The organism is Bacillus sp. PK5-006 (genome assembly GCF_054161415.1).
Genome location: NZ_CP096414.1, coordinates 3,078,142 through 3,101,079 on the forward strand (window position 1 = coordinate 3,078,142; position 22,938 = coordinate 3,101,079).

Genomic DNA, 22,938 nt, shown 5'->3' on the forward strand with positions numbered 1-22,938 from the left:
TTTTTTATTTCCGCTTACTACGAAGTTCAATGAGTGCTAGTTTATTGTCATTGAAAAAGAACTCCAGAATGATACCGTTTGATTGATCTTGATATTGTATACCTTTGCTATACCCTTCGACAAACCAGAGCTTCTTGAATTGATCTCCATATGTTTGTATCACAGATGAATAATCGTCTCCAATAGTGACTCCCTTAGATGTTTTGAGTTTTTTCTGTTTTGACTGATTGTAAATAGATGTAACTCGATGATGTTGATCAACTGATACTACAAAATCTTGATTTTCTTTTTCCATATAGACCCTCTGTTTAGGATGGGAGAATTGAGTATTCTCCACAAAAGTATGATCTCTCTCAAATTTCTCACCGATCTTAAAATGACCTAGCGATTCATTTGTTAAAGATACAGAGTGAAAATTAAAAAACATAGCCACCCAAACAAATAGTGCGGTTCCTCCTAAAATAGACCCAACAATCACTAAAACTTTAGAATGGATGATTCCCTTTTTAAACAAATAGATCGCTAAAGATACGATGATCATCACGATGACGACCATAATTAGAAAAATGCCCATTTCAATTATCCTCTTTTGCTTTTATCGAATTCTGTTTGTGAATTATTCCCACAATCACATTCTCATATTATACCAAAGCATTACACAAAAACGACCAGTACAGGTATAATTTAAATAAAATTGCTCGAGGAGAAAAATATGACTAGACATAAACTGATATTCCCGCAATCATTCCCAACCATACATACCGAAAGACTAATCTTAAAACAAGCAACAATCGAAGACGCTGAGGATATGCACATCTACTTATCCAATGAAACCGTGTGCCGCTACATGGGCATTGATGCTCATGAAACGATTGAAGACACAAAAGGAGAAATCAAGTGGTATGACAACATCTTCAAAGAACAAACAGGCATCCGCTGGGGCATTTCTTTAAAAGATGATCCTGCGATCATCGGCAGCTGTGGATTTCTTAACTTGGAAAAACAGCACTGCCGCACGGAAATTGGCTATGAATTGCATCACGATCATTGGAGAAAAGGCATCATGAGCGAAGCGATTGCAGCGGTGTTACGATACGGGTTTCAGGAAATGAACCTGAATCGGATTGAAGCGATTATTGATCCAGCAAACACGTCTTCTGTTCAATTATTGGAGAAGGTTAATTTTGTACGAGAGGGTTTATTGAGGGAGTATGATCTTGGTCAGAATGGGTTTGATGATGTGTTTATTTATTCGATTTTGAAGAGGGATTTCAAATAAACTGAATGATTTTTAAACAGAAGCGTTAAAGTGAATGAATTAAAATTGCACAATTACCCAGTAAGAAACCTCTAGTCAAGTTTATGACTAGAGTTTCTTTGCATGGTAACCCTTCTAATTTACTTACAATTCCAGCAATATTCAACACCCTTTCTATAATTATAGTATCAGTAATAGTAAAAATTTTTGAACAAAATGCAGATCCACACTTAAGTAATTACACTATTTCACTTACTTTTCTTTTCTAAGTACAAGATTCAAATAAAAATAGCCTATTCTTTAATCTGTTTTAGTTGGAATAATTCATATTCCAAAAAAAGAGCTTTTGTCCATTTGCAATTTCACTGATTAATTTAGATTTTTCATTTTCAAAATCTATTTTAGTGACATTATTTTTACGTTTACTTGTTTCGCTTTCAATTTTGGAGAACGTTGGACATGTGGAGTTGGAGTGAGGTTACAACAAGTAATGAATAAACTCATTGTGTTATCAGGTCATAGTTGGCAGTGGCAAAACATTTTTAATCAAAAAATCATAGATAATTATTAAGTAAACGAGTCAAGAAGAAGAACTGGCATATTTACAGTAGTACACGCATGGGAAATTTTAAATATATAAGGATATATTACCTTAAATAACATTTACATCAAAATAAATATAGGTTAATATATTCTTGCATTTCATAAAAAGGGAAGGGAGGTATATTCTGTATTAATTCTAAATACTGCATGTGAGAAGGAAGCTTGAATGAAAAAGTCAAAAGCCTTATTACTATTTGTTTCGTGCCTAGTGATTCTTGCAATTGTATTATGTTGGGGACTATCTGGCGATGTTTCTGAGGATAATAGTAAATCATACAAGACAGAGAAGGAAAAAGACCTGCTATGGGGATATAAAGTTATAGGTCATGAAAAACCTAATAATCATAAGAATTATGTCAAAATTGCTATCCTTGATAGCGGTATTAATAAGTCACATAAAGAGTTTAAAGATTTAACTTTTTATGAGTACAATGCTATTAAACCAAAAAAATCTATCGAAGATGATTATGGTCATGGTACAGCAATTGCCGGAATAATCGCTGCAACTGGTGAAGAAATAAAAGGTATTTCACAGAATCCCATTATTTATGATGTCAAGGTACTAAATAAAAATGGCAAAGGAAAAGTTGAAGATGTTGTCAAAGGGATTAAATGGTGTATTGAGCAAAAGGTAGACATAATTAATATAAGTTTCGGATTTGGAAAAGACTACGATGAATTACGAAATGTTATAAAAATTGCTTTAGATAACAATATAACAATTACAGCTGCTTCTGGAAATACATTAGGTCTAACTGTTGAATACCCTGCAAAATATGAAGGCGTCTTATCGATATCCTCACTTAACGAAAAACTAAAAATTGATCCAATTTCAGCAAAAGGAAAAATTGACTTTTCTGCGCCTGGAGTAAATATTAAAACAACTGATATACACGGAGGATATACAAAGGTAAAAGGTACATCCTTTGCAACTGCGTTTGCAACAGGTGCTATAGGCTGTTTGTATTCTAAAAAATACAAATCTAAAGAGAATGTTCATCAAACACTCAAGAAAAATACAGTTGATCTTGGAAAGCTAGGTTATGACAGAGAGTATGGCAATGGGATGATTATTTGTAACAAGGGAGAGAATTAGATTGAAAAAGGTTTTAATAAAAATTCTTGTGTTAACATTGTTTTTGTGTGGAGTTGTTCCTGAATTTGCAAGTGCAAAATCAGGCGAAATTGATTCTGATGCTTTAAGAATAGAAGAGAATGCTAGTAAAGAATATGAAGTGAATGTTGAAAAAGAATTGGGGATAGAGCTAGAACAAGATATGTTAATGGAAGTTAAGGAAAGCCTAGATGAAGTTAATATATCTACTCAGCTTGAAGCTGAGAGTATGAATGTCCAAACTGACATGAAAATTAATCATGAGACAGGTGAAATCACAGTTGATGGTATTACAGAGTTAGAAAATGGGGAAAAAGAAACTAACAAATTCAACGTGTTAATTGAAGAGATTGAAGGAAATGATTTTACAGCAACCTTTGTGGATGATGAAACAGGAAAAGAGTATAAAGTTAGCACCATAGAAGCTCAGTCATCAATTGTTCCAGCAATAATAGTTGGAATTGTTTCTAGGTTTGGTATTCAATATGCTATTAAAAAATACGGAAAGAAGCTAATAATAAAAACTTTTAAAAAACAGGTAATTAAACAAGGTATAAAAAAAGTTTCTAAGTTTTCTGTTAGCAACAAACATCTTAGTAATGCAAAAGGTAGATACAGAAAATTTGATACCAAAAGCAAGAGCACAGTAAATAAATGGATAAAAGAAGCTTTACAATCTAAAAATGTTTCGTTTACTATAAACAATAATAAAAAACTATCCTTTGTCATCACTGCAAATCTGAAAAAGAAAATCGGAACAAAAGGTGAGACAAAAATAAAAATAGTTATAGGTTGGGATGGTAAAATATGGACAGCTTATCCAATCAAGTAGAATTTGATTATATGTTCACATCTGATGAGAAAGATATTCCAAAGAACATGAAGAAAGATCCATCAACAGCTCTAAGAGTAGAGGGAGAGTTTAAAATAGTTATAAATGGCGAAGTATATTTTGAAGAAAATATCGCCTTATTAGAATTTTATGCATCTTTGCACGACTGGATTAAAAAGATAAAGAAAAAAAACAAAGTTACAGAGTATAGATATTACACAATGGAGTATGAGGAAGACGACCCCATTATTTCAGTAATACCATTTGATAATAAGGCTCGACTCACCACTATTTGGGAAACTCAACAGTTATATAATGTATTCGATCTTAATTATATAATTGAACAAATGAAGGTATTACATGAAAACCTTGGACGTGACATTGAACAACATTATAAAATTTCACTAAAAAACTTTATTGGAAATATCCCATTAAGAAAATATTGAATAGAGAAAGGAACTCCTGGTTAGGGGTTCTTTTCAATGTTTTAGTAGGATGTTTTTAGAGGAGGTGTATTTTTGATTTTATATTTCTTAGCTGGTTTTATAGGAATCATAATAGCCACAATTATGCTAGGTATTGAAATCGAAGGATATACATTTTTGACAAGTTTTATTTTAAAGATGTTTGGGATGTCTATATTTGTAGGATCGATATGGCTAATAAATCAAAACAGAGAAGAATGCCCAAAAATAGCAATAAAAATGAAGAATGAAAGCTCATTGTAAAATTCGTCGTTACAAATATCTTTTATACCTATATCTCGAATTGCAAGCGGTCTTCCATCATTAATTACAAAAACCTTTATTTGATTTATTTTAGATAACTCATTAAAAGCATCATCTCTTGAACTGAAATTATGATAAAAATATCTCTTCCTTATTACTATTATCTATAAAAAAAGATTGTTCTATTAATCTTACATGGTAAATATCCCAAACTGTATTTAAAATGGGCTCAACAGTTTTTTTAGAGTACCCTCCAAATATTCTTATCAACACCACTTATATCGGACATTGAGCGTTCCATTAATGCAGTAGTAATATTATAATTGAATTGATTATTTTTAAAAAAATTTAGATAATCGAGAAATTCATTCTTCTGAATATTTTGTCTATAATCATTTAATAACCTGTTTAAATACGTCAAAATATTCAAATCAAAATGTACAACTTTACCAACTTTTATTTTCGGTAATCCCCTCCAATATAATTACTATCAAGAATCCACATTTTTGTATAGTCAGGAGAAATATTTTATAACCGTTAATTTCCCTATTTTTAAAACTTTCATTAATATTTGAATATTTTTATATGATCTGATTTATTAAAAAATTTTTCGAATATGATATTCTTTTCAATTGTATTATCTGCTTTAATTATGAGATCAATAATAATTTTAAGTTGTTCATTCATTGTATCCCCTTCACATCTGATTTTCCTTCAATATCCCTCAACCTACATTTATCTAATTAAATATTTTTTGCAGTTCTGCTGAAACTGTAATTAATCAAAGTGATAGCACCGATACCAATTGTTTAGTCGTATATTCTGGCGTCATCCATGGCACCTTTGTTGTGGATGTCTGGGAGAACCTTAAAATATTGTCAGATGTCTCACTCAAAGCCTAAGATGGAAATTTCTTCGAGTAGAATTAAATCTTATTCCCGGATGATTTCTAGATTTTCTTCAGAAACTCCACCCAGTACACGGATACCCAGTCCTGAACCTAGGACTATAAGGTCCATTCTATAATTGCAACACAGCACAAAAAGTCAAGTTTCCTAAAGAGCATTTCCGCTATACTAAACTCGTAAGGCAAGGAGGTGCTCGGTTGTCCTATCAAGAACATGAGAAAACGGTTCAAGAAACATTAAATTATATTGAACAGCATCTGAAAGATGATTTACCGCTCCAAACTCTAGCGAAACATGCTGGTTATTCTAGGTTTCACTTTCACCGTATGTTCAAAAAAGTGATTAAGAAGTCAGTTGTTGATTATATACGGGAACGTCGAATGACCCAAGCGGCGAAGGATTTAATTCATACGGACCAACGGGCGATTGATATCGCATTGCAGTATCGTTTTGGTTCACAGGAATCCTTCACTAGAGCCTTTAAGAAGATATATGACATGTCACCCGCACGTTATCGGAAATTACTAAGGAATGTCATTGATAAGGAGGAAACGAATATGGCTGCAAATCAGAACACACCTACTGGCTGGATTATGACGGGGGACACCCCATCTGACTATGAAACAGGTTTGGATAACAGAATTGTACACAGTGGTACTAACTCCGCTTATTTAAAATCAAAAGATGAAAAAGCACGAGGATTCGCGACCTTAATGCAGCAAATTAAGTCTGATCGTTACCGTGGAGAACGTCTTCAATTTTCCGCTTTTGTCAAAAGCGAAGATGTGAAAGGTTCAGCTGGTTTATGGATGAGGATTGACCATTCTTCAGGTGAAGTTCTTGCGTTTGACAACATGATGAACCGTCCCATTACAGGAACAAACGGCTGGAATCATTTTAGTGTAGTATTGGATGTTCCAGTCAAAAGTGAAGTCATTGCGTTTGGCATATTACTACATGGTCAAGGTCACATTTGGATGGACGAACTTAGTTTTAAAATTGTAGATGAAAGTGTGCCAGTGACAGAAGAAAATACTGTGGATCATTTAGAGGATGAACCAGTAAATTTAAATTTTGAAGGCTAGCAGACTGATTTAAGAGGAGGTTCAAGCCATGAAAAAAATTGGTGCGATTTTATTGTTCGCTATGAATTCACTCACCTTTATTTGTGGCCTTGGAATTTTATTTGGTGAAGAGGATTAAAGATAAGCACCCATAGAACATAAAAAATCAATTAAAAAAGATATCCCTATCACTATCTCTTTTTTGTAGACTTGGTATAATAGAAAAAATCAGAAAAATGAGAATGCGATGATAAGGAATAGTACTTGCCGAAATGTTTTCAGAAAGTTGCTGGCTGATGAGAAGCAATAACAAAAAGGCAGGGAACTCACCTTAGAGTAGCCTTAGTGAAATGAAAAGTATTGATGTAGTTAAGGACGGCCCCCCACCGTTATATGGGAAGGATACAGATCAAACAATCTGTATCCGAATAAGGGCATGATAATGTATGGTTATCATGAAACAGGGGTGGTACCGCGTAAGAAGAAGTCTTTCGTCTCCAAGGTAAATATTGGGGATGAAAGGCTTTTTTTATATTCTATTTTCTAGGAGGAATCGATGATGTTTAACCACAAAAAATACGAAAAGAAATACTTTTTGCCACCGAAGCTTACTTATGATTGGGTGAAGAAAGAAACATTAGAAAGTGCTCCGATATGGTGCAGTGTGGACTTGCGGGATGGTAATCAAGCATTACCTATTCCTATGAACTTAGAAGAAAAATTGGAAATGTTTCAGTTATTAGTAGAGATCGGTTTTAAAGAAATTGAGATCGCATTTCCAGCTGCTTCTGATACGGAGTTTAGGCTGTTACGGACACTGATTGATCATCATATGATTCCAGACGATGTCACAATTATGGTGATCACACAAGCGAGAGAGCATATTATCCGCCGAACCTTCGAAGCCATTAAGGGAGTACCGAAAGCGATTGTTCATTTATATAATTCGACTTCAGAAGCGCAGCGCAGACAGGTATTTAAGAAAACAAAAGATGAAATTAAACAAATTGCCATTGATGGAGCTATTTTAGTAAAAGAACTTGCCGAAAAAACAAATAGTGATATTTATTTTCAATATAGTCCAGAAAGCTTTCCAGGAACAGAAGTTGATTATGCGTTAGATATTTGTAATAGTGTTTTAGATATTTGGAAACCGACACCAACTCATAAAGCCATCATCAATATTCCGACAACAGTTGAATATTCAATGCCTCATATCTTTGCAAGTCAGATTGAGTATATACACAAAAATCTGTCTTACCGAGACAGTGTGACATTATCTGTTCATCCTCATAATGACCGCGGCTCTGGGGTGAGTGATGCAGAATTTGGTGTTCTGGCTGGCGCAGAAAGAGTCGAAGGTACATTATTTGGTATCGGTGAACGTACAGGGAACGTTGACTTGATTACCTTGGCGATGAATATGTATTCACAAGGTTATAATCCAAAATTGAATTTCAATAACCTAGAAGCGATTCGTAAAAAATATGAAAAACTAACAAAAATCACTGTTCCTGAGAGACAGCCATATTCTGGCGAGATGGTTTTCACCGCATTCTCTGGGTCACATCAAGATGCAATATCTAAAGGTATGAAATATAGAAAAGAAAATAAAGTTGATAAATGGGACGTTCCGTATATCCCAGTAGATCCCGTTGACTTGGGGAGGAATTATCAAGCGGATGTGATTCGAATCAACAGCCAGTCTGGAAAAGGCGGCATAGGCTATATACTAGAAACAAATTATGGCATTCAACTTCCTTATCAAATGAATGAAGCCATGGGATATGAAGCGAAGAAAGTATCTGATCAGGCAAGTAAGGAATTGTCTGTCGAAGAAATATATCATGTTTTTAAAGAACAGTATGTTGATTATCACCCTCATTTCCAGCTGCTTGATTATCAATTTCATAAAGGAGAGAAGCAGGAAGTTACCTTAACTTTGCTGAGAGATGATCAACAAATTGAAATACAAGGAACTGGCACTGGAAGTTTAGATGCAATTAGTAATGCGTTAAAAGCATATTTTCATCTCGAATATGTTTTGGAAGTCTATGAACAGAATTCTTTGGGCAAGGATTCCCAAGCAAAAGCCTGTGCACAAATTGGAATTTCATATCAAGGAAAAATGCATTGGGGTGCTGGAATTGATAAAGATATTATAGAAGCAACAGTGAAGGCCCTGGTGGTTGCAGTAAATAAACTAGAGGTTTGGATGTAGATGGAAAAAGATAAACTTGAAAAACATGAAGTGATGCAATATTTAAGAGAATATAACGAGCAAGAAATCTTTTATCAACAATACCAACAGAAAAAGCATGACAATCAATCATTGCAATTATTTTTGAAGGATTATGATAAACACAATTTAATGCATAAGCAAATATATATAGAAGAATTTTTGCAAAAAGGGCAGAACGAATTTGAAGAGGAAGATACCATGTGGTTAGGTCAGGAGAAAGATATCGAAGTGAGAAAGTATAGCCGTTTTATGCCTCAATTGTCGGCTATCCATGATTTCTTTGAAATGATCTATGTTCTGGAAAATGAGATGTATGTAGAAGTGGAAGATAAAAAAATGACTTTAAAATCAGGAGATATTGCCTTTATTCCACCTGACACCATACACAAGCCAATTGTAATGGAGAATACAATCGCCATGCAAATCATGATCCGTAAGAGTACTTTTCAAAAAGTGTTTTTTAAAATGTTAAAAGGAAATAATGTCATTTCAGAGTTCTTTTTGAATGCATTGTATATAAAAGAAAATAAAAATATTCTTATTTTCCATAGTCACTTGGATAAACATTTGTTAGACTGCTCTCTTCAACTATTTACAGAAAATTATAATCGGTTCCCTAGTTACCAGTTGATTGTGAATAATTTGTTTGAGATATTATTATGTCTCTTATTAAGATTCAAACCAAGTCATATGAACGTAAATCAGGTCAAACAATATCGTGATATACGTATTATTGAAATGCTCCAATATATTCAGCAATGTTGTGAGCATATCACCATCCAGGAGATGGCAGAGGAATTTAACCTTTCACAGTCTTACCTGTCAAAATATATAGCTCGTAAGCTTGGCAAATCATTTAGTGAGATTCGACAAGAAATAAGATTGGAAAAAGCCTGCGAAATGCTCACTGGCAGCCATTCACAAGTAGATCATATTGCGGCAGCCGTTGGTTATCAAAATGTAGAGCATTTCATTCGTTTATTTAAGAGAAAGTATCACCTAACACCACATCAATATCGATTAAATAATAGATAATAAAGAGGAGAAATGATAATGTCCATCAAACAAGTAAAAGATTATTTTAAACAATATGATATGGATACTCGAATTCAAGAGTTTTCAGTATCTAGTGCAACTGTAGACTTGGCTGCTTCTGCATTGGGCTGCGAACCTGAAAGAATCGCAAAAACACTATCCTTTCTAATAAATGGACAAGCTATTTTAATTGTGACCTCTGGCGATGCAAAAGTTGATAACAAAAAATTCAAGGAATATTTTAAAACAAAAGCTAAAATGCTTTCTCCTCATGAGGTCGTTGAATTGGTCGGTCATGAAATTGGCGGAGTATGTCCTTTTGCTATAAAGAATGGCGTTTCTGTTTATTTAGATATTTCACTCAAACGTTTTGAAACAGTCTATCCAGCCTGCGGAAGCAGTAACAGTGCTATTGAACTCACAATAAAACAATTAGAAAAACACTCCGGTTATTCACAATGGATTGATGTGTGTAAGGGATGGAATGATTCATTAACACATTAAAATGGAAGGGAAAAGTGCAGTTAAAAATAAAAAAGAGCTAGAAACCCTTGATACACAAAGGTTTTTAGCTCTTTTACATTTATTCCCACTCTATCGTAGCAGGCGGCTTACTCGTAATATCATACACCACGCGGTTAATATGCTTCACTTCATTGACGATACGAGTTGAGATCTTTTCTAGTACGTCCCAAGGGATTCTTGCCCAGTCACTCGTCATACCATCAATAGATGTAACAGCACGGATGCCGATTGTGTAGTCGTATGTTCTTGCGTCACCCATAACACCTACGCTGCGGATGTCTGGGAGAACCGTGAAGTATTGCCAGATGTCGCGCTCAAGGCCGAAGTTGGCAATTTCTTCGCGTAGAATCGCATCCGATTCACGGACGATTTCTAGTTTTTCTTCAGAAATTTCACCTAGTACACGGATACCTAGTCCTGGACCTGGGAATGGCTGTCTCCAGACAATGTCATCAGGAATGCCAAGCTCTGAACCTAGGGCACGGACTTCATCCTTGAATAGCGTATTGAGTGGCTCAATCAATTCGAACTGCATGTCTTCTGGAAGACCGCCTACGTTGTGGTGAGATTTGATTGTTTGTGCCGTTGCTGTTCCGCTCTCAATGATGTCTGTGTAAAGTGTTCCTTGTGCTAAGTAGTCGATTCCTTTTAGCTTGTCCGCTTCGTCATCGAATACATAGATGAATTCGTTACCGATGATTTTACGTTTTTGCTCAGGATCAGACACACCTTTTAGCTTGTTTAAGAAACGATCTTTCGCATCTACTTTAATCACGTTCATGTTGAAACCTTCGCTAAATGTTTTCATAACCCCTTCTGCTTCGCCTTTGCGAAGAAGACCGTGGTCAACGAAAATACATGTCAGCTGATCGCCGATGGCTTTGTGGATCAATACCGCCACAACAGATGAATCCACACCACCGCTTAGTGCGCACAATACTTGCTTGTCGCCTACTGTTTCACGGATTTTCTGCATTTCGATTTCAATGAAGTTCTCCATTGACCATTTGCCATCACAATCACACACGCCGAAGACAAAGTTTTTCAATAGGTCATTTCCGTACTCAGAGTGACGAACCTCTGGATGGAATTGAACGCCATAGAAATTCTTCTCAGCTAAGCTCATGGCTGAGTTTGGACAATGTGCACTTGTTGCATCGACTGTAAAGCCTTCTGGTACTTCAACAACGAGGTCACCATGGCTCATCCAAACGACTTGATCAGTTGGAAGGTCTTTGAATAAAGCAGGTGTTCCGTTAATATGGATATCTGCTTTTCCATATTCACGCTGGCTGGCCGCTTCTACTTTCCCGCCTAAATAGTGAGTCATGAGCTGCATGCCGTAGCAAATGCCTAGAACCGGAATGTCCAGATCAAAGATCTTTTCATCACAGCGGAAAGATCCTTCATCATAAACACTGTTTGGTCCACCAGAAAGGATGATTCCTTTAGGTGCCATTTCTTTAATTTCTTCAGCAGTTAAAGTGTGCGGATGAAGCTCACTGTACACACCAAATTCACGAATACGGCGTGTGATCAGCTGATTGTACTGACTGCCGAAATCGAGAACCAAAATCATTTCATTTACTAAATTTGTCATGGTGTCACCTCTATGTCCAATATAGTTTTTTTATAAACGCACAGAAAAAATGAGAGGAGAAAACCTGCTCTCAGAGTGAATCACGCTTTTGAAGCGCCCAGACTCACATCCGAACGCTTCAATTTCATGTATTTTAGAAGGTTTTAATATTCACCTATTCTAACAACAGGAAGGTACGCGGTCAAGACTATCTCCTGTTTATTAAATTTTCCCATAACTTTGCCGATTGCTGCCAAAGCGCCGAGGCATCCTCTCGTCGGTAGAGCGCACGTTCATAAAACTGCGTCAGCTCTGACATGTGATGATCTCCATCCTTCTCATCGATCAAAGAAGCGAATTCTCTTAGTGTCATACCTGGCTTTTTCTCGATTCCTCTGCGCCCTAGCTGCTTTAATAGAGCTGCATACGCATAGAAGAATGCTTCATCCTCTGGCAGACGTTTCACCTTTCTTACAATAAAGAATGGCAGCCATCTTGTTCTAAATCGATAAAGCATCCAGCTGATGAAACCAAGCAGGACAATAGCTCCTGCGGCATAACCTATAACCCAACCAACATGCACCATATTTGGCTTTGCCTGCGCTGTTTGTTCCTTTGGTTGTGCCGGCTGCTCTGTCTCCTGCTGCTGCGGCTGGTCTTGCTGCTTTTCTTCACTTGCATCAGAACTAGACTGATCTTTTTCTTCCTTTTGATCATCCGTTTGATCGCTTGAAACAGCTTCATTCGTAAATGTCTCTGGGTTTGTAAATCCTTTTGTCGGTTCAAAGGTGACCCAGCCTCTGTTTGGAAAATAAACCTCTACCCATGAATGCGCATTGTTATTGGTCACTTCATACACATTGTTTCCATCCATCTGTGTTTCATATAACTGGCCAGACGTATACCCTTTCACCCATCTCGCCGGAATTCCGATCGAACGAAGCATTACAATCATAGAGGTTGAAAAATTATCACAGTAGCCAATCATCGTATCAAATAAAAATTGATCCACATAATCTTCATTACGACCAGGCACAGCGACATTCTGCGTTTCATATGAAAACTTCGCAGATCCTAAATAATCCTCGATGGCTTTCGCTTTATCATACATATTATCCTTCGTTTCCGTTAAGCTGTTTGCCAAAGTTTTCACACGCTCTGGAAGTGACGATGGAAGCTGCAAGTATTCACGGCCAACCTGCTGATTCACCTGCTTCTTTGTCGGTACTTTGATTCTCTGCAAATCCTCCAGGATAAATGTAGGAGATAAAAAGCTGACTTGATAGTTCCCTAAATTTTTGGGTGGGTTTTGCATAGACGGGACAATTTTCTCCGTTTTGCCCATGATTTGCAACGGAATGTTTTCCATTGGCGTCAGCATGATCGTTCCAATAGGATAAACAGCATGATTAAATCGATAATCCGATTCTATATCAATTCTTGTTTCATGCTCCTCTGTTTTCACTCGCTCAGTAAACCACCGATTCGGCACAGTGTCGTCCTTTAGCCGAGTAGGCTTCGTATCATTTGAAGCATCCTCCCAGCCCTTTCCTGTGTAAATGCTTTTTGTTTCTACACGAAAGTAAGATGGCTCCTTTCCGCTCCATTTAAAAACAGGAGTGCGGTCCTCACTAAACGGTCCGCCTAGCGCCGAATCATCTGCACTATATCCCACTTTATTCTGCCCGGCTGTCCCATCTTGATTCGTGACCGCCTTAAAAAACGGAACAGGATCGGGCCATTTCGGATCAGACTTTGGCAAAGAAGCACCGAGTGTCGCTGATAGAAGGACAAGCGCCAGCATGGGCAAAAACCACTTTAGACGCGCTTTCTGTGACACCCGAACACCCTCAGCTGAACGCAGTCGATCGAAATACAGCAATCCAAGCAAACAAAAGCCAAATACCATAATACGAACAATTGCAAAAGTCGCATCATATGGCGTAAACGTATCAAGAATCGTGACATACACAATCGTCATCAGTAAAAAGAAAAAGATACGCTGCTGATAGACCACCCAATAATGTAGCAAGTAGACAAGCAGCCACAGCAAAATATAAAACAACAATGTGCGGAAAGACGGGTACATATCACTCCACATACCCATGCTCATTAACGTGATATTATCCTTGATATCAGCAAACAAAGCAGCCGGATAACCTGGCGCTGATTGATAAAAGATCAAATATAAGGCGAGCAAAATCAGTCCAGCACAAATAGGAAACGTCACATACCACTTCAGACGAAAGAACGTAAACAAACACGTAAGCCCGATAAAAATGATGAAATAAGACGTATGGCTCGTCTCTGTAAAATCCTGAAGTGGACGCAGCCACTCCCATAGCAGCAGAAAAGCTACAGCATAATAGATGAACAATTCAAAACGGCTTTGCCGCAGATGCGAATGCAGCATAAATGTTTGTCACCTCACAGTTCTTTCGTGCAGCCGGTCTTCAAATAAAAGGGTGATGCGTATTCCAGAGGCCTTGAGCCGGTCTACAAGCTGTTTTTCTTTTGTCGTGAAATGGTCAACGGCTTTCTTCACTAAAAGCACGGTGATGTTCTTTCTGTTTCGATTTCCAAAGAGACTTGCCGCAAGCTCCTCCTGCAGCTGACCTGTGACGACATATTTTCCTGAGTGCTGGTACTCACTCGCTGCTAACGGTTTATATTCTAGTGCGCGGGAAGGCTGATGCTGCACCCTTGTTAAATAATAAAGCATGTCCTGTAAATGAAGTTCTCCTTGATCGACTCGAAAGGCATGCTGATCTCCTAGAGGGACAAGACCTGACGGCACGCCTTTTTTCACAGCCGTTTGAAGAACAGATGCCGCAATAGAGACGACTGTTTCAAAAACAGCTTGATCAGTAAAATCAGCAAACACGACAAGGTCCTTTGCTTGATTCTGTTCAAATTCCTTCGTCATCAGCTGGCCTCTTCTGGCCGTTGTCTTCCAGTCTACCCAAGCAAAACGGTCTCCTTGCTGGTATTCCCGTACGCCTGTTGTCACATGGGCCGGTTCATTGAACCACGAGTGAACCGCTTTGCCTCCATTTTCACTCACTGACTCAGCAGGCTCTACAGGGATATCCAGCACTTTTGGGTAGACAAGCAGCTTTTTCTCTAACGGAATGATGATTTCTTTTTCAACAAACCCAAACATATCACCCGTTTTGATTCTAACCGCTGTCAAATGATGCTCTCCCCGCATGACATCATTCAATTGATAGGAAAATCGCCAAGTTTTCCGAAACCAAGGAAAAAGCATTTGCTTCATTTCAATCTGTTCCTGTAAGTGAAAGGTATCTGGCGGAGCATCCTCTATCATGACGTAAACGTACGGAAATGGATGTGTCCGCTTGATTTCAAGGTCAACGGACAGCACATCCCCCGCCTTTAAGCTTGTTTGCTGTATTGTCCTCTTGGCTGTCGCGCGAAGCGGAATAAGTGCAAACAGCAATGCATACAAAGCATATGGTAAAAATGCATAAAAAAGGAACCAACTCACAAACCCTCCCTGAAACATGGCATAACAAAAGGCTGCCGCAGTGAGAATGATGAGCATCATCACCCTTAACCATAATGAAATTGCTACACGATGACGTGACTTCATTGAGTCATCGACTTTTGAACTGGCACGCCAATTTGCTCAAGCATTTGCCGCAGCAGTGTCTCCGCCTTCTTCCCTTCATATGTCGCTTCTGATGTCAAAATCATACGATGCGGTAATGTATAAGTCGCCAAATACTGTACATCATCAGGAATCACATAATCGCGCTGATTCAAAAGTGCATACGCCTGTGCCGCTTTCATCAAGGCGATCGATCCCCTTGGACTCACACCTAGATAAACAGATGGGTGTTTACGCGTCGCTTGAGCAATTTCAACAATATATTCTTTAATGGATGCATCCACATGAATGGTCTGAACAGCCTGCTGCAACGCATGGATATGTTCCTTTGTCATGACAGCTTGGAGCGTATCAATCGGGGATTGCTTCTCCTGCAAGTTGAGCACCTCCAGCTCCTCGAGCATGGTCGGATATCCCATCTGCAGTTTGAATAAAAACCGGTCCATTTGCGCTTCTGGCAGCGGATAAGTTCCTTCATATTCCACTGGATTTTGGGTCGCCATGACGAAAAAAGGATCCGCAAGCGGCATCGTTTCTCCGTCCACTGTGACACTGCCTTCCTCCATCGCTTCAAGCAATGCTGATTGTGTTTTAGGAGAAGTCCGGTTGATCTCATCAGCTAAAATAATCTGCCCCATGATCGGTCCTTGCCTAAATTCAAATTCATTTGTCTTTTTATTGTAAATCGACACGCCTGTTACATCTGAAGGCAAAAGGTCAGGAGTAAATTGGATTCTCTTAAACTCACAGCCAATGGATTTTGCCAAAGCACGAACCATCATCGTCTTCCCTACACCAGGCACATCCTCTAGCAGCACATGCCCCTTCGCCAAAATCGCAACAAGGCTTAATATCGCAATGTCTTTTTTCCCAACCATGACTTTATTGATGTTATCTACGATTTTTTGTAAATCTGAATGCATCGGTTCATCAAATGCCATCCTGATCCTCCTATCACGTTTCTGTCAAATTTCATATAGTCTAACTTTACCATACAACGCGCATTTGCATATAACATCAGCACGTATAAAAAAGAAGCCTTCTCACGATGGGAAAGACTTCTTCTCTTCTTTTGACTTACTTGCTGGCTCCATATGAACATGAGAGTGTAAAATATCATGCTCCTGCTTCATTCTTCGTTCAATTTCATCTGCAATATCATGGCTTTCTGCTATGTTCAAGTTAGGTTCGACCTCAACCACTACATCCACATGGACTGTACTTCCAAGATAACGCGCTTTTATATCCTTTAAATCGCCTACTCCTGGTGTTGCTTCAATGGTCTCTTTATATTTAGACATATCTTTGATATGAAAACCGTCTGTTAACGAATGAGAGGCATCTCTGAAAATCTCCCACGCAGTTTTACAAATAATTAAGCCAATGACAAAGGCTGCTAGCGTATCAATCCATGCCAGCTGAAATTGAGAGGCCATAATTCCTACAAATGTTCCAATACTCACATACGCATCTGATTTATTATCAGCAGCTGCCGCATGGAGAGCCTGGCTATTAATTCGTTTGGACAGATTGCGGTTATAAATATACACACCGTACATTACAACAGCACTTCCTGCTGCCGTCCAAGCCGCGATCATATCCGGCGTTTGATGCTCAGATGAGAAGAGCGACTGGCCTGCACTCAGCAAAACTTGAAGTCCAACAAGCATCATGATAAAGGAAGCCACAAGAGACGCAATATTTTCCGCTCTAAAATGACCATATGGATGATCTTCATCAGGCGGCTTTTGAGAAATACGCAGCCCAATCAACACAGCAAGGGATGCAATAATATCCGTCGTGTTATTCAATCCATCTGCTGAAAGAGCCTCTGAATGAAACACATACCCAATAATGAGTTTGACCGCAGATAAGATCACATAGGCAATGATGCTGACCCAAGCACCTGTTTCACCTTGTCTTAATTCGTTATAGCGCTCCATGTTGAACCGCGCCTCCTCACACATCACTTTTCTATTATTTATCTTACAAAGCAAAGCCCGTGTGGGTCTACAGCAACATGATTCGCTTATGTCAGCAAAATAGGATAAATAGAAATGTGTTGACCTAAGTAAACTTATTTTTACAAGGTCAAATGACCTCAAGACCTACTCCCATCAACCTTTTTCCAATTCTCTTCGAAATGGACATATCGTCAAATCACTCTTCTCTGGTAAATTATCAGAATAATTTTATTTTGAGACACAACTTCCCCCCTTCCTTTTTTATGCTATTTTAAAAATAAACAGAGGGAAAAGAGGGAACATAATCTCTCAAATCCTTTCTACTTTTTAACATCATGTTAAGAGGTTTGAAATGTCAGTTTGATAACCTGTCCAATGCTGAATGACAATTCAGTGTGATAAAATTTAAAATATTCTAAAAACAAATTCTCTATTAAAGAGAAGTGTTTGGAGGTAAAGAAATGTCCAACATGACAAACGGTCTTCAAAAAAACCTTAAAACAAGACATATTTCGATGATCTCCATTGCTGGGGTCATTGGGGCAGGGCTATTTGTTGGTAGCGGCGCTGTCATTCATTCTGCAGGGCCTGGATCCATTCTTTCCTATTCTTTTGCCGGACTTCTGGTGATCTTTATTATGAGAATGCTTGGAGAAATGGCATGTGCCTATCCGACAAGCGGTTCTTTCTCACAATATGCGAGCGATGCCATCGGTCCATGGGCCGGTTTTACAATCGGCTGGCTTTACTGGTTCTTCTGGGTGATCGTCATCGCCATCGAGGCCATTGCCGGTGCTGCCATTATTCAATATTGGTATGGAGATGCACCTGTTTGGCTCACAAGTCTTATCCTCACAATCCTCTTAACATTAACAAATATCTTTTCTGTTAAATCTTTTGGCGAATTTGAATATTGGTTTTCATTGATTAAAGTCGTCAGCATCATTCTCTTTCTACTCATTGGTTTTGCATTTATCTTTGGTTTTGGCGGTCATCATACTTCAGGTCTTGCCAATCTAACAGGGAACGGCGGTTTTCTTCCAAATGGATTCAGCTCTGTGTTACTCGGAATCGTCGTCGTCATCTTTTCCTTCATGGGAACGGAGATTGTGGCCATAGCGGCCGGTGAATCAGCAGACCCAGTCAAATCTGTGACGACAGCCACCCGCTCTGTTGTATGGCGTATTATCGTATTCTATGTTGGATCAATTGCTGTCGTTGTCACCTTGCTTCCTTGGAATTCCGCAAGTATTTTAACAAGCCCGTTCGTTGCGGTATTAGAATACATTGGTGTTCCATCAGCCGCTCAAGTCATGAACGTCATTGTCTTAACAGCTGTTCTATCTTGTTTAAACTCCGGTTTGTACACAACGTCCAGAATGCTTTATTCATTAGCAGAAAGAGGCGAAGCGCCAAAACGCTTTATGAAAATCAGCAAACGTGGTGTTCCTGTAGCGGCTACAGTCGCAGGTACCTTCTTTTCCTACATTGCCGTCATGATGAACTACTTTTATCCTGAAACCATCTTTTTGTTCTTAGTCAACGCATCTGGTGCCATTGCCCTTCTTGTTTACTTGGTCATTGCCGTTTCACAATTAAGAATGCGACGCAAAATCGAAAAAGAAAATCCAGAACAGCTCAAAATCAAAATGTGGCTGTTCCCATACCTCACGTACTTTACCATTTTGGTCATTTGCGCCATCTTGGCATCGATGCTGTTTATCGAATCCATGCGGCCACAGCTCATTTTGACGAGTATCATTACCTTTGGCGTACTGGCTGCTTATTTCATCTTTAAACCGAATAAAAAAGTGCCTGCAAATGCGGCGCTTGAAAATAAACACCCGTAATTCTCCCGCTGAAAAGCGGGTTTTTTTATTTTATTCACCTATTTGGATGTCCGCACTTATACTGTATCAAATTGAATTTAAGTGAGGATTAGTCAACATGAACCTAGAAAAATTTGTTGACGAGCTTCCAATTCCAGAAGTCGCGGAGCCCGTCAAAAAGAACCCAAGACAAACGTATTATGAAATTGCTATGGAGGAGGTATTCTTAAAAGTTCATAGAGACCTGCCCCCAACCAAGCTATGGACCTATAATGGCAGCTTGCCTGGACCAACCATTAAAGCCAATCGAAATGAAAAGGTCAAAGTGAAATGGATGAACAAATTGCCATTGAAACATTTTCTGCCTGTCGATCACACCATCCACTCCGGTCATCACGATGAACCAGAGGTCAAAACAGTCGTTCATCTGCATGGCGGCGTCACGCCAGCAAGCAGTGACGGCTACCCAGAGGCCTGGTTTTCACGGGACTTTGAAGCAACCGGCCCTTTTTTTGAAAGAGAGACTTACGTCTACCCAAATCATCAGCAAGCCTGCACATTGTGGTATCACGATCATGCGATGGCATTGACACGACTAAATGTGTACGCCGGTTTAGCTGGATTTTATTTGATCTCAGATGCATTTGAAAAGTCTTTAGAGCTTCCGAAAGATGACTATGACATTCCTTTAATGATTATGGACCGGACGTTTCAGGAGGATGGCTCACTGTTTTATCCTAGCAGACCAAACGATACACCAGAGGACAGTGACATACCAGACCCATCCATCGTGCCCTTTTTTTGTGGAGAAACGATCTTAGTCAATGGAAAAGTATGGCCATATTTAGAAGTAGAGCCGCGAAAATACCGTTTTCGTATTTTAAATGCGTCCAATACTAGAACTTACGAGCTGCATCTAGATAATGACGCTACAATCTTGCAAATTGGTTCCGATGGGGGGTTTTTGCCAAGACCCGTTCGCCATCAATCCTTTAGCATCGCGCCTGCTGAACGTTTCGATGTCATCATCGACTTTTCAGCTTACGAAAACAAAACGATCACTCTCAAAAATACAGCCGGCTGCGGACAGGATGTGAACCCTGAAACAGATGCGAACATTATGCAATTCAAAGTCACACGTCCGCTAAAAGGGAGAGTACCTAAAACATTACGTCCGATTTTCAAACCGCTGCCGCCGCTTCGGCCAAGTCGAGCTGATAGAGAGCGTACACTCACACTTACCGGCACACAGGATAAATACGGCCGCCCTATCCTATTGCTCGATAACCAATTTTGGAATGACCCTGTCACAGAAAATCCTCGTCTTGGCAGTCTAGAGGTTTGGTCTATTGTCAATCCAACCAGAGGAACACACCCTATTCATTTGCATCTTGTTCAATTTAGGGTTTTAGACAGAAGACCATTTGATACAGAAGTCTATCAATCGACAGGAGAAATCGTGTATACCGGACCAAACGAAGCGCCTCCTTTACATGAACAAGGCTACAAGGACACCATTCAGGCGCATGCAGGTGAAGTCATTCGGATCGTTGCTCGATTTGTTCCATACAGCGGCCGGTATGTGTGGCATTGTCATATTTTAGAGCATGAAGATTATGACATGATGAGGCCTATGGATATCATTCAGTAAAAATGAAACCACTCTTCCACTAAATGCGTAGAACTTATGAAACTGCTGATTACAAAGGGGCTAACGGACATCCAGTCATTAGCCCTTTTATGATCCATTTCAAAATGGAAAAATAAATCGCATGAATCATTCCTTTGAAGAGCGTTCCATACTTAAAAAGTTGACGCAGCAACCGATAATACTACTATATACCCATTACATCTATCAAAAGGCACATAAGCCATAATGAACGAACAAATGGAAAATTGCGATAAAAAACGGAGGAGTTCAATTTGAATGAAGAAAAAGAGACTTGCCAGGTCAAACAAGAAACAGCGGCAGGTAACAGAGAGAAGCTTTCAATTTATGAAAACGAGAGCATTCGGTCAAACATTGAACAACTAACCATTGAACTCAGTGAACAAAAAGAATTCAATCACTTCATATTAGATGAAAAACAAAAGGCCATCAGCACATTATCTTCCCTCATCACAAAAGGCAATTGTGATGAAGACTTAAAGACTCATTTTGAACAAGCATTACATATCGGACTTTCTGTTATAGAGATTATGGAGATTATTAAACACTGTACAAAGGTTGCTGGCTTCCCTCACTCCATTAATGCCCTGTTTATCTTTCAAAACTTATTAGATGAAAACAAATAAAACAGAGAAAACGAGATGTCATCAGTCCTCTCGTTTTTTTATGTTCACTCATATTACTCTTTTTCTTTTCCTCTGTCACATAAGCAAAATAAGAAAATAGCACTCGTATCCCTGCATAAAAACTGATTTTCCTTCTATAAATCCACCATTTCTCCAGCATATCAAGTGACAAAATAAAAAAACGTCCAGTTATATAAATAACTGAACGTTTCCTTTATCGATTGACAGTGAAATTATTAACGATTCCGCCATCCTTCTCCCAAGCGGCTTCCACTGTTTTCTTCTTCATATTGTATTCAAAAATCGTTCTTACTTTCGCCTTTCGTCCGGTGTCATCCTTTAATTCTTCTGCGTCTTTTGCAACACCTAAGAAATAAACAGACGACCCGTCCGTAGAAAATTGCGGCTGTGCAGCACTTAAAATATGAACATCCTGGCTGTTTTTAACGAGTGTCGTCGTTTTTCCTGTTTCTACATCAAGCAACTTAATCGAGGATATTTCTTTTTCTTTACGAACCTTTACTTCTGTATAAATCAATTTCTTATGATCTGGAGAAAATGAAATATCATTGATCGTTTGTGAGATACGTGCAATGCGTTTCCCCTTCTCACCTGTTTGAAGGGTGATCTTCATGGTTGTTGGTTCAGGATCTCTGCCCTTTTCATTTGCTTCATCGGTTTTTTGATAATCTTCTTTTAAAGAATAATGCTGGATTGCCAAATCATTTGAAGTCGGATCATATGCAAAAGAACTCACCGTATCATCCTTGCTTTTTTCCGGATACAGCTCTTTCATTTTGTGTGTTTTCAAATCAAAAGATGCGACATAAAATTGCTCTCCAGAATCCTTGTTATACCTTAGAAATAACTTCTTTCCGTCACCAGTCAGTCTCATACTGTCGATAGAATCATCACTCGTAAACAGTGTTTTTTCTTCGTCAGATTTCACATTTAATTCCCGAATACTCACCTTTTGCGTGTCTTCATCCGTATACGTGTAATATAAAACCTGTTTCGTAGAATCATAAGCAATCGAAGGATATGCTGTCAGTTTCTCCGTATGAAGCGCCCGATCATGCAAGTAATAAGTATTGTTTAACTTTTGATCTGTAAATGAAACGAGCAATTCGTCTTTTGCATCTTGATTTGTTTTGACCTTTCCTGTATGTTTCGCCTCTTGCCCAGGCTTCATCATGAAGAAAATAACTGCCGCAATCACTGCGACGCCAATGACTGTGATGATCCACCATGTTGATTTTTTCATTGCCTTTCAGACCCTCTCTACAAGAAAAGAAGCCAGAAAATGAACTTTTCCCGCTTCTTTGCATGCC

The 22,938-nt window shown here is 38.5% G+C and carries 18 protein-coding genes, 2 pseudogenes and 1 other annotated feature; of the genes and pseudogenes, 12 read left to right on the forward strand and 8 right to left on the reverse strand.

Annotation, left to right across the window (positions count from 1 at the left end; translation table 11 throughout):
* Positions 1-4: 4 nt before the first annotated feature.
* Positions 5-574 (reverse strand): hypothetical protein, encoded by a 570-nt coding sequence (locus M1D84_RS15780; protein ID WP_024424497.1) that lies wholly within the window; start codon positions 572-574, stop codon positions 5-7.
* Positions 575-712: 138 nt separating this feature from the next.
* Between M1D84_RS15780 and M1D84_RS15785 the strand changes: the two genes are divergently transcribed.
* The 5 genes from M1D84_RS15785 to M1D84_RS15805 all read left to right on the forward strand — a co-directional run bounded on the left by M1D84_RS15785 (position 713) and on the right by M1D84_RS15805 (position 4,535).
* Positions 713-1,279 carry a GNAT family N-acetyltransferase gene (locus M1D84_RS15785; protein WP_024424496.1) on the forward strand — a complete coding sequence of 189 codons (567 nt, stop codon included), beginning with the start codon at positions 713-715 and terminating at the stop codon, positions 1,277-1,279.
* A gap of 748 nt (positions 1,280-2,027) precedes the next feature.
* Entirely contained in the window at positions 2,028-2,957 is a 930-nt protein-coding gene (locus M1D84_RS15790) for a S8 family peptidase (protein WP_024424495.1), read from the forward strand.
* A 1-nt stretch (position 2,958) separates the two neighbouring features.
* Positions 2,959-3,807 carry an SAR2788 family putative toxin gene (locus tag M1D84_RS15795; RefSeq protein ID WP_024424494.1) on the forward strand — a complete coding sequence of 283 codons (849 nt, stop codon included), beginning with the start codon at positions 2,959-2,961 and terminating at the stop codon, positions 3,805-3,807.
* Positions 3,783-4,253 (forward strand): DUF7878 domain-containing protein, encoded by a 471-nt coding sequence (locus M1D84_RS15800; protein WP_024424493.1) that lies wholly within the window; start codon positions 3,783-3,785, stop codon positions 4,251-4,253. Before M1D84_RS15795 ends, M1D84_RS15800 begins: the two co-directional genes overlap by 25 nt.
* A gap of 72 nt (positions 4,254-4,325) precedes the next feature.
* Positions 4,326-4,535, forward strand: a complete 210-nt coding sequence (locus M1D84_RS15805) for a hypothetical protein (protein WP_024424492.1) — start codon at positions 4,326-4,328, stop codon at positions 4,533-4,535.
* 812 nt (positions 4,536-5,347) lie between these two features.
* On the opposite strand, the pseudogene M1D84_RS15810 reads toward M1D84_RS15805, so the two are convergent.
* A pseudogene (locus tag M1D84_RS15810) lies at positions 5,348-5,536 on the reverse strand (glutamine-hydrolyzing GMP synthase); the annotation flags it as partial.
* Positions 5,537-5,640: 104 nt separating this feature from the next.
* Between M1D84_RS15810 and M1D84_RS15815 the strand changes: the two are divergent.
* The 4 genes from M1D84_RS15815 to M1D84_RS15830 all read left to right on the forward strand — a co-directional run bounded on the left by M1D84_RS15815 (position 5,641) and on the right by M1D84_RS15830 (position 10,288).
* Positions 5,641-6,528, forward strand: a complete 888-nt coding sequence (locus M1D84_RS15815; RefSeq protein ID WP_024424491.1) for a helix-turn-helix domain-containing protein — start codon at positions 5,641-5,643, stop codon at positions 6,526-6,528.
* 217 nt (positions 6,529-6,745) lie between these two features.
* Positions 6,746-7,009: a binding site (T-box leader), on the forward strand.
* A gap of 57 nt (positions 7,010-7,066) precedes the next feature.
* Positions 7,067-8,728, forward strand: a complete 1,662-nt coding sequence (locus M1D84_RS15820) for a 2-isopropylmalate synthase (RefSeq protein WP_024424490.1) — start codon at positions 7,067-7,069, stop codon at positions 8,726-8,728.
* Complete coding sequence (locus M1D84_RS15825; protein WP_024424489.1) at positions 8,729-9,784, forward strand: helix-turn-helix domain-containing protein; 1,056 nt, start codon at positions 8,729-8,731, stop codon at positions 9,782-9,784. It abuts the gene before it with no gap.
* Positions 9,785-9,802: 18 nt separating this feature from the next.
* Complete coding sequence (locus tag M1D84_RS15830; protein ID WP_024424488.1) at positions 9,803-10,288, forward strand: YbaK/EbsC family protein; 486 nt, start codon at positions 9,803-9,805, stop codon at positions 10,286-10,288.
* Positions 10,289-10,367: 79 nt separating this feature from the next.
* Here the strand turns inward: M1D84_RS15830 and guaA are convergent, their stop codons facing one another.
* The 5 genes from guaA to M1D84_RS15855 all read right to left on the reverse strand — a co-directional run bounded on the left by guaA (position 10,368) and on the right by M1D84_RS15855 (position 17,462).
* Complete coding sequence (gene guaA / locus M1D84_RS15835) at positions 10,368-11,909, reverse strand: glutamine-hydrolyzing GMP synthase (protein ID WP_024424487.1); 1,542 nt, start codon at positions 11,907-11,909, stop codon at positions 10,368-10,370.
* Between the two features lie 187 nt (positions 11,910-12,096).
* A complete protein-coding gene (locus tag M1D84_RS15840; RefSeq protein ID WP_206534044.1) occupies positions 12,097-14,301 on the reverse strand; it encodes a transglutaminase TgpA family protein in 2,205 nt (734 codons plus the stop codon).
* 9 nt (positions 14,302-14,310) lie between these two features.
* Positions 14,311-15,396, reverse strand: coding sequence for a DUF58 domain-containing protein (locus M1D84_RS15845; RefSeq protein ID WP_235566801.1), 1,086 nt, complete (start codon positions 15,394-15,396; stop codon positions 14,311-14,313).
* 101 nt (positions 15,397-15,497) lie between these two features.
* A complete protein-coding gene (locus tag M1D84_RS15850) occupies positions 15,498-16,460 on the reverse strand; it encodes an AAA family ATPase (RefSeq protein WP_024424484.1) in 963 nt (320 codons plus the stop codon).
* Between the two features lie 102 nt (positions 16,461-16,562).
* Positions 16,563-17,462, reverse strand: coding sequence for a cation diffusion facilitator family transporter (locus tag M1D84_RS15855; RefSeq protein WP_044335634.1), 900 nt, complete (start codon positions 17,460-17,462; stop codon positions 16,563-16,565).
* Positions 17,463-17,944: 482 nt separating this feature from the next.
* Here M1D84_RS15855 and gabP point away from each other — a divergent pair.
* The 3 genes and pseudogenes from gabP to M1D84_RS15870 all read left to right on the forward strand — a co-directional run.
* A pseudogene (gene gabP / locus M1D84_RS15860) lies at positions 17,945-19,341 on the forward strand (GABA permease); the annotation flags it as partial.
* Between the two features lie 89 nt (positions 19,342-19,430).
* Complete coding sequence (locus tag M1D84_RS15865) at positions 19,431-20,963, forward strand: multicopper oxidase family protein (RefSeq protein ID WP_262090592.1); 1,533 nt, start codon at positions 19,431-19,433, stop codon at positions 20,961-20,963.
* A gap of 272 nt (positions 20,964-21,235) precedes the next feature.
* Positions 21,236-21,607: a carboxymuconolactone decarboxylase family protein gene (locus tag M1D84_RS15870; protein WP_044335638.1), complete on the forward strand. Its 372-nt coding sequence runs from the start codon at positions 21,236-21,238 to the stop codon at positions 21,605-21,607.
* A 214-nt stretch (positions 21,608-21,821) separates the two neighbouring features.
* Here M1D84_RS15870 and M1D84_RS15875 read toward each other — a convergent pair whose 3' ends face one another.
* Positions 21,822-22,871, reverse strand: coding sequence for a hypothetical protein (locus M1D84_RS15875; protein ID WP_073204073.1), 1,050 nt, complete (start codon positions 22,869-22,871; stop codon positions 21,822-21,824).
* Positions 22,872-22,938 lie beyond the last annotated feature (67 nt).

Bases quoted from the DNA above. Each gene is read 5' to 3' on its own strand.
- M1D84_RS15830 (WP_024424488.1), top strand. From the start codon at position 9,803: ATGTCCATCAAACAAGTAAAAGATTATTTTAAACAATATGATATGGAT.
- M1D84_RS15875 (WP_073204073.1), bottom strand. From the start codon at position 22,871: ATGAAAAAATCAACATGGTGGATCATCACAGTCATTGGCGTCGCAGTG.
- M1D84_RS15785 (WP_024424496.1), top strand. From the start codon at position 713: ATGACTAGACATAAACTGATATTCCCGCAATCATTCCCAACCATACAT.
- M1D84_RS15825 (WP_024424489.1), top strand. From the start codon at position 8,729: ATGGAAAAAGATAAACTTGAAAAACATGAAGTGATGCAATATTTAAGA.
- M1D84_RS15820 (WP_024424490.1), top strand. From the start codon at position 7,067: ATGTTTAACCACAAAAAATACGAAAAGAAATACTTTTTGCCACCGAAG.
- M1D84_RS15865 (WP_262090592.1), top strand. From the start codon at position 19,431: ATGAACCTAGAAAAATTTGTTGACGAGCTTCCAATTCCAGAAGTCGCG.
- M1D84_RS15800 (WP_024424493.1), top strand. From the start codon at position 3,783: ATGGACAGCTTATCCAATCAAGTAGAATTTGATTATATGTTCACATCT.
- M1D84_RS15850 (WP_024424484.1), bottom strand. From the start codon at position 16,460: ATGGCATTTGATGAACCGATGCATTCAGATTTACAAAAAATCGTAGAT.
- M1D84_RS15840 (WP_206534044.1), bottom strand. From the start codon at position 14,301: ATGCTGCATTCGCATCTGCGGCAAAGCCGTTTTGAATTGTTCATCTAT.
- M1D84_RS15780 (WP_024424497.1), bottom strand. From the start codon at position 574: ATGGGCATTTTTCTAATTATGGTCGTCATCGTGATGATCATCGTATCT.
- M1D84_RS15790 (WP_024424495.1), top strand. From the start codon at position 2,028: ATGAAAAAGTCAAAAGCCTTATTACTATTTGTTTCGTGCCTAGTGATT.
- guaA (WP_024424487.1), bottom strand. From the start codon at position 11,909: ATGACAAATTTAGTAAATGAAATGATTTTGGTTCTCGATTTCGGCAGT.
- M1D84_RS15855 (WP_044335634.1), bottom strand. From the start codon at position 17,462: ATGGAGCGCTATAACGAATTAAGACAAGGTGAAACAGGTGCTTGGGTC.